The following is a 10,474-nucleotide window of genomic DNA, read 5'->3' on the forward strand; positions in this document are numbered from 1 at the left end:
ACCACCATTTTCCGGCATCGGGAAGTCCGTTGAAATTGGTAAGGGGATACAGACTGCCGAACGCCGGCCCGACGTTGCCAAGCGACGAGGCCGCACCCCCGATGGCGGTTACGAAGTCTATACCCATGGCCCCCAGGACCAAGGCACCAATAATAAAGAGCAGCATGTAGAGTACAAAAAAACCGATGATATTGTAAACGATATTTTCCTTCACCGTTCTACCGTTATACCGTACGGGCAATATCGCATTCGGGTGCAGGCTACGCCTGAATTCCAGCACTCCGTTCTTAATGATCATGATATGGCGCATCACCTTAATGCCTCCGGCCGTAGACCCGGCAGATCCCCCGAGAAACATCAATCCGAAGAAAAAGACGGTTAAAAAGGGAGTCCATCCAGTAAAATCAGCAGTTACAAATCCTGTCGTAGTGATTACGGAAACGACCTGAAAAAGGCTATGGCGAAACGCACTTTCCGCGGCCCCAAAAACTTGGGGATGATAATCCGAAACGGGGACATCCGCCCTAAAATAAATGACCAGTGCGGCAATTACGGAAAAGCATACTACAAAAAAGGTGTAGATCTTGAATTCCTCGTCCTTAATGATCCGCTGCACCCTTCCCTTGAGGGCAAAATAGCTCAGTACGAAGTTCGAACCTGCCAAAAACATGAATACTATAGTGATGTATTGTATCAGGGGCTGGTCGTTCCAATAGGCCAGGCTAAGATTTTTGGTAGAAAACCCACCGGTAGAAAGTGTGGCCAGAGAATGGTTGATGGCGTCGAAAAAGTTCATGCCCGCCAGTTTCAGCAATACCGTTTCCGCTATGGTATATCCTAAATAAATCAGCCAAAGACGCTTTGCGGTATCGGTAATCCGTGGATGCAATTTATCGCCGCTCGGCCCCGGCGATTCCGCTGCGAACAACTGCATACCGCCGATTCCTAGAAGCGGGAGGATTGCGATGGCAAGAACGATGATACCCATACCACCGATCCAATGGGTAAGGCTGCGCCAAAAAAGGATGCCTTCGGGCATCACTTCGATATCATCCATAATCGATGCCCCGGTCGTGGTATATCCGGACATGGTCTCGAAAAAAGCGTTGGTAATATCCGGCAAGGCCTCCGAAAACAGGTAGGGCAACATCCCTGAAACCGTCAGTGCCAACCACCCAAAAGTGACGATGATATAGCCCTCTTTGCGCTTTACCTCCTTTTTATGTCCCCTGGTAAAGAACATGGCAGAAATACCCACGAACATGGTCACGATCGCCGCAAGCGAAATGCTCAAAGTCGCACCATCGGCATAAATACCGCTTACCAATGCCGCCAGCAGCATAAAACCGCCATTGCAGAGCATAAGCAGCCCCATGATATGGAATATTATTTGGGAGTTTAAACGCATGGAATTGGGGTAAAAGTTTATAAAAACAACCGTTCGATTTTCGGGATACCCTCGGGCAGGCAGCACACCACCACCCTATCTCCGGGACGGATTTGGAATCCTCCTAGCGCTATAATGCCCTCACCGTCACGGATAACACCTCCAATAGTGGCCGTCTTCGGAAAATCGAGCTCTCGAATCGCACTGCCCGTAACCCTGGAATCGGGTTTGACCACAAATTCCAGAATCTCGGCGTTCAGGTTGTTCAGACGCATCAAGGCCACAACCTCCCCTTTTCGTATGTGCCTAAAAATGTTATTGGCCGCCAATAGCTTTTTGTTAATCAGGGTATCGATGCCGATGGAGTGCGATAGCTGAAAATAATCCATATTCTCGACCATGGCTATGGTCTTTTTGATGAACTTGGATTTCGCCACGAGACAAGACATTATGTTCGTTTCCGAATTGCCGGTCACGGCAATAAACGCATCCATAGATTCAAGGCTTTCCTCTTGCAAAAGTTCCACATTTCTACCATCACCATTGATTACTAGGGCGTTGGGAAGCTCATCAGCCAGATCGATGGCTTTTTCCTTGTTTTTCTCTATAAGTTTGACGTTGAACTTTTTAAGACAGAGATCCCGTGCCGCCTTATAGCCGACCTTGCTTCCGCCAAGGATCATTACATTTTTGATTTCCTCCTTTTTCTTTCCAGTCAATTTATAGAGCTCTTCGACCCCTTGCTTGGTCGTGATGAAATAGACCTGATCACCATCCTTAAAGACAGTATCCCCCCGGGGAATAATCGTGTACTGCGTGCCTTTTCGTTGCAAGGCGATCGGCATAAACTGAAGCTCGGGAAAAACTTTTGCGGCCTCTTTGACCATCTTGCCCACAAAAGGTGCCGTAGAGGGCAATGAGACACCCACCATAGTCAGTTTGCCCTCTTCAAATTCATAGGTGTCGTTGAATGCGGACTTGTTCAAAAGCATTTCTATTTCCTTCGCCGCCAATTGTTCGGGAGAAATCAGTTCGTCGATTCCAAGATCGGAAAATCGGATCGTGTCCTTGCAATCCGTGAACTCCGTGTTCGAAATCCTGGCAATCGTGCGCTCGCAGCCCAACTGCTTGGCCAGCATGCACAGGGTAATATTGGTAGTCTCGGAAGAGGTTACCCCAATGACCAAATTCGATTCGGCTACTTGGGCATCCTTTAAAACAGCGATCGAGGTAGCGTCGCCTCGCAAGACCCGAATATCAAGATGGGTGTCGGCATAGGCCAGGCTCTCCTTTTTAGTGTCGATCAAGGTAATGTCCTGAGATTCGTACGAAAGCAGTTTTGCCAAGTGAAAACCTACTTCACCGGCACCTGCAATAATTATTTTCATCTGTTGGCAACTTTGTGTGGTATGCAATACATTGGCCCTATTTCAGATTCAAAAGGCCTTATCCTGTCCACGTAATTTGCGTAGCAAGTTTGCGCTGCAAAATTACGTATTATTTTGGTTGTGGATTTTAATGGGAACGAAATTTTTAAAATCCCACCATAAACCACCACTATCGTATTTTTGGGCATACGCGTATTCATGCTTCGCTTCAAAAGCGGTATCTTTGCGGCTAAAATTGCCCGATATGGCGAAGAACATTACTCCGTATAAAGATTCGGAACTTGGTAAGAAAGAGCAGATCACCCGGATGTTCGATTCGATTTCGGAAAAGTACGATGGACTCAATAGGGTGATTTCTTTCGGTATCGATGTAAAATGGCGCAGAAAGGTCGTTGACATCCTATCGGAAAAAAATCCTAAAACCATTTTGGATATTGCAACGGGCACGGGCGATCTTGCCATTAACCTGGTGAAAACCGGTGCGCCCAAAATTGTCGGTCTCGATATATCTCCCGGAATGTTAGAAGTAGGGAAAAAAAAGGTTGCCGCTAAAAGCTTAGGAGACACCATAGAAATGGTGGCGGGAGACAGTGAAAACTTGCCCTTTACCGACGACAGTTTCGATGCCATAACGGTGTCCTTTGGCGTCCGCAATTTCGAAACCTTGGACAAGGGCCTGGCCGAAATCTATCGCGTTCTTGCCCCGCAAGGCACTCTCGTAATCTTGGAAACTTCCGTACCAACGAAAACGCCCTATAAACAAGGTTACGGTTTCTACACGAAAAACATACTGCCCGTCATCGGAAAGCTTTTTTCTAAAGACCGATCGGCCTATGCCTATCTGAGCGAATCGGCATCCGTTTTTCCACACGGGGAAGCCTTCAACAATATTTTACGTAAAATCGGGTTTATAGAGGTAGAGAACAGACCCCAAACGTTCGGGGTCGCATCTATTTATGTTGCCACAAAGCATTGATATGAAGCACACTTTTTTGGCATTGATCCTGCTGATGCTCTTTTGCAACGGCCTCAATGCCCAGTTCAATGACAACCCGATTCTCAATATCGAGAACAAGGACAAGAATTTCTTGAACTATGGCTATTTTTTAGGATTTAACCGCTACGGCTTTAAATTCGACTATAAAGACGATAGGGGAAATCGCGATACCGATGTTCAAGTGCTCGAATCAACCGGCTTTAACGTGGGCCTAATCGGAGAAATGCGTCTCCACGAATTCCTGGACCTACGTATAGAGCCCGGACTGTACTACAACGCAAGAACCTTGGGTTTTCCTGGATTTTTGGACACCGATGAGGGCCGAAGGAACGCTTTTCGGGAGGTAAAATCAACCTATATAAATTTTCCGTTATTGCTGAAGGTCAGTACTAAACGCTACGGAAACTTTAAGCCCTTTCTTGTCGCCGGACCGTCCGCATCGTTGAACCTAGGTAGCAATGAGAAAAGTTTGGACGACAACAGTAGCGGCACCTTTCGCCTAAAAAAGTGGACGTATAACTACGAACTCGGCTTCGGTATCGATTTCTATCTGGAGTATTTCAAGTTCACACCATCGATCCGTGGCGTTTTTGGAATTAACGACGAACTGGTACCCGACAACGATCCCAATAGCTTATGGACCGGTAACATAGATGCCATGAGAACCCGTGGGCTCTTTATTAATTTTACGTTTGAATAAGGTTTGGTATCTGGACTGGTGACTGGTGTCAAAAAAAGGAAAAAATAAAAAGGAAAAGGCAGATAAAAACCCGAAAAAATCGTGATCAAAAAACTTCTATTATTTACAATTATCGCCCAATTGCTGTCCTGTGGCGAACTGCAACAGGTAATTGATCAACTGCCACAAGAGCAATCAGGTATCGGTAATACCCAGATAGCGGAGGGACTGCGGCAGGCCCTAGATAAGGGCATCGACAAACAGGTAAGCCAACTTACCCGGGAAGACGGGTTTTTTAAAAACGAACTTGTAAAGATAGCCTTGCCCGCCGAACTCCAAAAAGTAGATAAAACCCTTCGGGATATCGGTTTGGGAAATTTGGCAGACGAAGGCCTTAAAGTTTTGAACCGTGCTGCCGAAGATGCCGTTGGTGAGGCTACGCCCATTTTTGTAAATGCGGTGAAGGGCATCACATTTAACGATGCCAAGAACATTTTATTGGGCAGCGATAACGCGGCCACCCTGTACCTGACAGGACAAACAGAAGCTGATCTCTATAAAAAGTTCAGCCCCGTAATCAAAAGCTCTTTTGAAAAAGTCGGCGCCGATCGGGTGTGGAGCAACCTTATCAATAAATACAATAGTATTCCGTTGACCAGCAACCTGAATCCCGATTTGACGGACTATGTCACTCAAGAGGCTCTAAACGGCGTTTACACCATGATCGCCGTAGAGGAAAAGGAAATCCGCAACAAGGCCTCATCGCGAACAACGGATCTTTTGAGAAAGGTGTTTGCCTTGCAGGATTAAACTATCCTCGGAAAAAGACCCATGGGTTTTAACCATTGCCGAAGGTCGGACAGAAAGGGTCGTTAAGCCGCTAAAAAATCCCACAATATTACAATAACTTAAAAATTAACCCGTTAAAGTAAAGAGTGGAAAATTATTTGAGTTAGTAATTTTTGAGTTAGTTAGTTTAAAACCGGTGGGAGCATCGGTTTTTTTTATGCATAGTTGGATTAGATACCCTTTAATTCCAAAAATGATAATTCATCAAGGCTTATCCGTAGTATTATGACTTTTTTGTTGTTTTCTTTGGTATTTATTAAGTATTTAGTGCAACTAATTCTAATCGAATGCCATGAATTCAAAACTATCAATCGTAATTATACTGGTCTTGCTATTAGTCGCTCCCGTTTTGTACGGACAGGAAAAGACGGTGACTGGAACGGTAACCGATCAGGATAAATTGCCCTTGCCGGGTGTAAATGTCCTTGTTAAAGGCACCACTAACGGTACGCAGACCGATTTTGATGGTAATTACTCCATTTCCGCTATCGAAGCACAAATACTCGTATTCTCGTATCTCGGACAAAAGACCGTTGAAGCGGAGGTCCAAACCTCGAATACCATAAACGTGCAGCTCGAAGAAGACGCATCCCAACTTGATGAGGTTGTCGTTGTCGGATACGGTACGCAGAGTAAACGAAGGCTAACGGATAACATAGCGAAATTAACTTCCGAGGATATTGCAGAGGTACCCAACCCCAACCTTCAAAATTCATTGGTCGCAAAGGCGGCCGGGGTGCAATTAACCCAGACCAACGGTAAGGTCGAGGGTGGCATCAGTATACGGGTACGCGGCGCAGCTAGTGTCAGTGCCGGTACACAGCCGCTCTACGTGTTGGACGGAATTCCCTTGGTAGATCCCATAGGCAACAATACCGATGTCGGCAACGGAGCGCCCACCAACCCCTTGCTGACCTTGAGTGCCAATGATATAGAATCCATCGATATTTTAAAGGATGCATCTTCCGCAGCGATCTATGGGGCGAGGGGCGCGAACGGGGTCGTTCTTATTACTACCAAGCAGGGAAAACAGGGGAAAGCCAAATTCTCCATAAACCTCGCACAAGGTGTTAGCCAGCCTACGAATAAGAGGGGAATGGTGTGCCAGTATATATAATGGTGGTGGCCGTTTTCAATCGGCATCGGCAGATTTTTACGACAATCAGAGTATCGACCAACTACGCAGATGGCAACAGCCAGGCGATATCACCGATGTACCCCAAGCTAGACTATTTGGCGGTAACGGAACGGCAGAATCTACCCGGTATCTCGACGAAGCTGACTTCATACGTCTTCGTAACCTCACCTTGGGCTACACCATACCAAGCCAAACAACGGAAAAAATAGGATTTAGCAAGCTACGGGTTTACCTTACGAGCGTGAACCTATTGACCTTTACCGATTATAAATTCGAGGATCCCGAGGCGCGCAGCGATGTGAACGATTCCCGTAATCCCGGTAGCACATTTTACTCCTCACCTCCGGCAAAGACTTTTACCATCGGCCTAAACATTAATTTTTAAAAAATTGTCATGAAAACATATAAAATTCTGTTTATAATCTTACAATCCGTTCTTTGGGTAGGTTGCGAAAATCGACTGGAAATCGATCCAACCGATAATTTGTCCGGAGAACTTACCCTTACGTCCGAAGACAATATCGCCGCAATTTTAATAGGGGTTAATAATGAGATGGGGCAAGAGAACACCTACGGGGGCGAGCTACAGCTAATGGACGATTTATTGGGCACGACCGACGAAGTTGAATGGGGAGGTATATTTTTAGAACCACGGCAGGCGATTACGAAAAGCCTTTTGGTAGATAACCTTTTTGTCGAGAACATCTGGGAAAATAGCTACGAAAGTATCAATCAGGCGAATTTGGTCGTTGATAATATCGCTATAGTAACTAGTAGTCCCGAAGAAGCAAATCGAATAGAAGGGGAAGCCAGATTTCTCCGTGCACTTGCTTATTTTGATCTTATACGCAATTATGCGGCCCCCTATCAAACCGGCGGAGGGAACCCACAACCTGGTGTACCTTTGCGGCTGGAAGGAATACTTGATTACTTGCAACCTTTGGAAATCGCTAGAAGCTCGGTCGAGGAAATATATACCCAGATTATTACCGATGCCCAAATTGCATATTCGCTTTTACCCGAAGAAAATGGATTCTACGCCGATAAATACGCGGCACAGGCTTTGTTGGCGAGGGTCTATTTGCAAAAAGGTAATTATTCAGAGGCAAGGGATGCCACTGACGATGTACTTCGAAATAGCGGCCACAGCCTAGCTTCCACCTATGACGGCGCTTTTAATAACGAGACCGATGGTCCTGAAACAATATTCGCCTTTCAGAAGACCAGTCAAGTGACGGGGGGAATCGATGGAAACCAACTGGTCAACTTTTATGCCTCGCAAGCAAACGGCGGCCGTGGCGGGGACGTTCGTATTCAAGATGACTATTTAGCACTTTTTGATGATCCCGATACTGATTTTAGGGCTAGTTATTTTTATATAAGTCCAGATAACGATGAACGGCTATCTTCAAAATACACAATTCAATTTGCGAACGTCACCATCTTTAGGATTGCCGAAATGCACTTAATTCGATTGGAAAGTAATTTTAAAGAGGGCACATCGATTGGGCTTGCTCCCCTTGCCGAGATCAACGCGCTTCGTGCAAGATCTGGGACGGCACCCTTAGCGTCAATATCCGACAATATCATATTCAATGAGCGTCAACTGGAGTTGGCCTTTGAAGGCTTCTTGATTCATGATTACAGGAGGACACAACGTTCGGTGGGCGATTTGGCCTACGATGCCAACGCCTTGACATTCCCCATACCACAGAACGAAATGGACACCAATACCCTTATGGAGCAAAATCCGGGATACGGCGGTTAAATCTGTGGGCAATACCCCAATGTTAATTAATCATTATTATAACGGATTTTTAGTGAAAATTGACGAAAAAGAACATCCAAAATCACGCATACGCCGTATATTAGGGACTTATTTATACGACTATGGAAAATCAATATTGTAAGGTAGGAAGCGTTACCCCGATGACCGCAAACAGAAATGTTATCTCTTTGTTGGAGTACCAGTATCAGAATTTTTTGGAAAAGGCCGGCAACTTGGAATATACCGATGCCAAACTGGTAGAATTCTTTGAGCAGAAAGCACAGAAAATCCAAAAAATATTGGAAAATATGATGAAGTGATCACTTCATCTTTGTCAATTCCAAAGCCATTTGATATTGTAGGTCCGCTGCTTTCGATGCCGCGACTTTTGCAAAATCATTTTCTTTGGATGCATATATAATTCCCCTAGAGGAATTGATAAGCAAGCCAATATTTTTGTTGATTCCATATTTGCATACCTCTTCCAGACTGCCCCCTTGGGCGCCCACACCCGGTACTAACAAGAAACTATCGGGAACTATTTTTCGGATTTCACGAAGATACTCCGCCTTGGTAGCCCCTACGACGTACATTAGGTTCTCCGAGTTTTTGTAGGTCTTCGAAGTTTCCAAAACCGTTTTATACAATTCCTGACCATCTATCAATTTCGTCTGAAAATCGTATGCCCCTTCGTTCGAGGTCAATGCCAGCAGAATCGTATGCTTGTTCTTGAACGCCAAAAAAGGCTCCACGGAATCTTTACCCATGTACGGGGCAACAGTTATGGAATCGAATTGCAGGTCTTCAAAAAAGGCCTTGGCATAGCGCGTCGAGGTATTGCCTATATCCCCGCGTTTGGCATCGGCAATGGTAAAGATTTCAGGATGGTTTTCATTGAGATAGGCGATGGTCTTTTCCAATGCTTTCCATCCTGCAATCCCATAGGCTTCGTAAAAGGCGATATTCGGCTTATAAGCGACACACAGATGATGGGTCGCATCGATAATCGCCTTGTTGAAAGCAAAAATCGGATCTTTATCATCGAGAAGATGTTGTGGCATTTTTTCCAAATCCGTATCAAGACCGATGCAGAGGAAAGATTGTTTTAAATGTATTTGTTCAACGAGTTGTGAAGTTATCATTTATCATGCAATGTTAGTCGGGGGGTTAGATTCCCGGCGCCTTAAAACACCTCCGACGCCTCTTTCAGCTTCTCCGTATTCTCTACCAAGCTCAATTCGTCGATAATTTTTTGTACATCGCCATCTATGATATTCTGCAGATCGTAGAGCGTAAGTCCGATCCGGTGGTCAGTCACCCGGCCTTGCGGATAGTTGTAGGTACGGATCTTCGCCGATCGGTCACCGCTGCTTACCTGGGAATTCCGTTTGGCGGCATCCTCTTCCTGTTTTTTGGCAAGTTCAAGATCGTACAATCGTGAACGTAGGACCCTGAAGGCCTTATCCTTATTTTTATGCTGTGACTTTTGGTCCTGACATTGAGCTACTAATCCTGTGGGAAGATGAGTCAATCGCACGGCCGAATAGGTAGTGTTTACCGACTGCCCACCTGGTCCGGAGGAACAGAAATAATCAATACGGACATCCTTGGGATCGATCTGTACATCAAAATCCTCGGCTTCGGGAAGCACCATGACCGTGGCGGCACTCGTATGCACCCTACCTTGGGTCTCCGTCTGCGGCACTCGCTGAACACGGTGTACACCGGCTTCGAATTTCAAGGTGCCGTAAACATCCTTACCCGTTACCTCGAACTGAATCTCTTTATAGCCACCGCTCGTACCTTCGCTCAGGTCGATAACATTGGTCTTCCATCCTTTTGATTCGCAATATTTGGTGTACATGCGAAAGAGGTCGCCCGCAAAAATACTGGCCTCGTCGCCGCCCGTTCCCGCTCGGATCTCAACGACCACGTCCTTGGCATCTTCGGCATCTTTGGGAATAAGCATCATTTTAATTTCCTCTTCCAGTTTTGGCATCCCGGCCTTGGCCTCCTCTAGCTGTATTTTGGCCATTTCGAGCATCTCGGCATCGCTGCCATCCGAAATGATCTCCTCGGCCTCCTGTATATTATCGGTCAGTTCTAGGTATTGGTCGCGTTTTGCAACAAGGTCTTTCAAATCGGAATACTCCTTGGTAAGTTCCACATAGCGCTTTTGGTCCGAAATGATATCGGGCTGTATGATCAGGTCGGAAACCTCATCGAAACGCTGCTTGACAATGTTCAGTTTATCTATCATGTTCTATC

The 10,474-nt window shown here is 45.8% G+C and carries 11 protein-coding genes; 7 read left to right on the forward strand and 4 right to left on the reverse strand.

The genetic code is table 11. The features are described from left to right. Both ACEW8S_RS11005 and trkA read right to left on the reverse strand, forming a co-directional pair. Positions 1-1,408, reverse strand: a 1,408-nt coding sequence (locus ACEW8S_RS11005) for a TrkH family potassium uptake protein (protein WP_373518203.1), incomplete at its 3' end; no start/stop codon positions are given. 17 nt (positions 1,409-1,425) lie between these two features. Continuing rightward, positions 1,426-2,775, reverse strand: coding sequence for a Trk system potassium transporter TrkA (gene trkA, locus ACEW8S_RS11010; protein WP_373518204.1), 1,350 nt, complete (start codon positions 2,773-2,775; stop codon positions 1,426-1,428). Positions 2,776-3,019: 244 nt separating this feature from the next. On the opposite strand from trkA, the gene ubiE reads away from it, so the two are divergent. From ubiE to ACEW8S_RS11045, 7 genes are all read left to right on the forward strand, one after another. Then, entirely contained in the window at positions 3,020-3,751 is a 732-nt protein-coding gene (gene ubiE, locus ACEW8S_RS11015; protein ID WP_373518212.1) for a bifunctional demethylmenaquinone methyltransferase/2-methoxy-6-polyprenyl-1,4-benzoquinol methylase UbiE, read from the forward strand. A gap of 1 nt (position 3,752) precedes the next feature. Then, the gene (locus ACEW8S_RS11020) at positions 3,753-4,472 is read left to right on the forward strand and encodes a porin family protein (protein WP_373518205.1); all 720 of its coding nucleotides are present in this window, start codon (positions 3,753-3,755) and stop codon (positions 4,470-4,472) included. 84 nt (positions 4,473-4,556) lie between these two features. Continuing rightward, positions 4,557-5,261 carry a DUF4197 domain-containing protein gene (locus ACEW8S_RS11025; RefSeq protein ID WP_373518213.1) on the forward strand — a complete coding sequence of 235 codons (705 nt, stop codon included), beginning with the start codon at positions 4,557-4,559 and terminating at the stop codon, positions 5,259-5,261. Positions 5,262-5,592: 331 nt separating this feature from the next. Then, complete coding sequence (locus tag ACEW8S_RS11030; protein ID WP_373518206.1) at positions 5,593-6,417, forward strand: carboxypeptidase-like regulatory domain-containing protein; 825 nt, start codon at positions 5,593-5,595, stop codon at positions 6,415-6,417. Further along, positions 6,368-6,823, forward strand: coding sequence for a hypothetical protein (locus ACEW8S_RS11035; protein ID WP_373518207.1), 456 nt, complete (start codon positions 6,368-6,370; stop codon positions 6,821-6,823). Before ACEW8S_RS11030 ends, ACEW8S_RS11035 begins: the two co-directional genes overlap by 50 nt. A 9-nt stretch (positions 6,824-6,832) precedes the next feature. Then, on the forward strand, positions 6,833-8,206 hold the full coding sequence (locus tag ACEW8S_RS11040; protein WP_373518208.1) for a RagB/SusD family nutrient uptake outer membrane protein: 1,374 nt from the start codon (positions 6,833-6,835) through the stop codon (positions 8,204-8,206). 122 nt (positions 8,207-8,328) lie between these two features. Beyond that, a complete protein-coding gene (locus tag ACEW8S_RS11045; protein ID WP_373518209.1) occupies positions 8,329-8,526 on the forward strand; it encodes a hypothetical protein in 198 nt (65 codons plus the stop codon). Here the strand turns inward: ACEW8S_RS11045 and pyrF are convergent, their stop codons facing one another. Then, entirely contained in the window at positions 8,527-9,348 is an 822-nt protein-coding gene (pyrF, locus tag ACEW8S_RS11050) for an orotidine-5'-phosphate decarboxylase (protein WP_373518210.1), read from the reverse strand. A 41-nt stretch (positions 9,349-9,389) separates the two neighbouring features. Beyond that, entirely contained in the window at positions 9,390-10,466 is a 1,077-nt protein-coding gene (gene prfA, locus ACEW8S_RS11055; protein WP_373518211.1) for a peptide chain release factor 1, read from the reverse strand. Positions 10,467-10,474 lie beyond the last annotated feature (8 nt).

Origin of the sequence: Pricia sp. (assembly GCF_041745955.1) — a bacterium.
Taxonomy (GTDB): domain Bacteria; phylum Bacteroidota; class Bacteroidia; order Flavobacteriales; family Flavobacteriaceae; genus Pricia.

Coding starts and splice junctions, on each gene's coding strand:
- pyrF (WP_373518210.1), bottom strand. CDS start 9,348: ATGATAACTTCACAACTCGTTGAACAAATACATTTAAAACAATCTTTC.
- ACEW8S_RS11020 (WP_373518205.1), top strand. CDS start 3,753: ATGAAGCACACTTTTTTGGCATTGATCCTGCTGATGCTCTTTTGCAAC.
- ACEW8S_RS11045 (WP_373518209.1), top strand. CDS start 8,329: ATGGAAAATCAATATTGTAAGGTAGGAAGCGTTACCCCGATGACCGCA.
- ubiE (WP_373518212.1), top strand. CDS start 3,020: ATGGCGAAGAACATTACTCCGTATAAAGATTCGGAACTTGGTAAGAAA.
- ACEW8S_RS11040 (WP_373518208.1), top strand. CDS start 6,833: ATGAAAACATATAAAATTCTGTTTATAATCTTACAATCCGTTCTTTGG.
- trkA (WP_373518204.1), bottom strand. CDS start 2,775: ATGAAAATAATTATTGCAGGTGCCGGTGAAGTAGGTTTTCACTTGGCA.
- ACEW8S_RS11030 (WP_373518206.1), top strand. CDS start 5,593: ATGAATTCAAAACTATCAATCGTAATTATACTGGTCTTGCTATTAGTC.
- prfA (WP_373518211.1), bottom strand. CDS start 10,466: ATGATAGATAAACTGAACATTGTCAAGCAGCGTTTCGATGAGGTTTCC.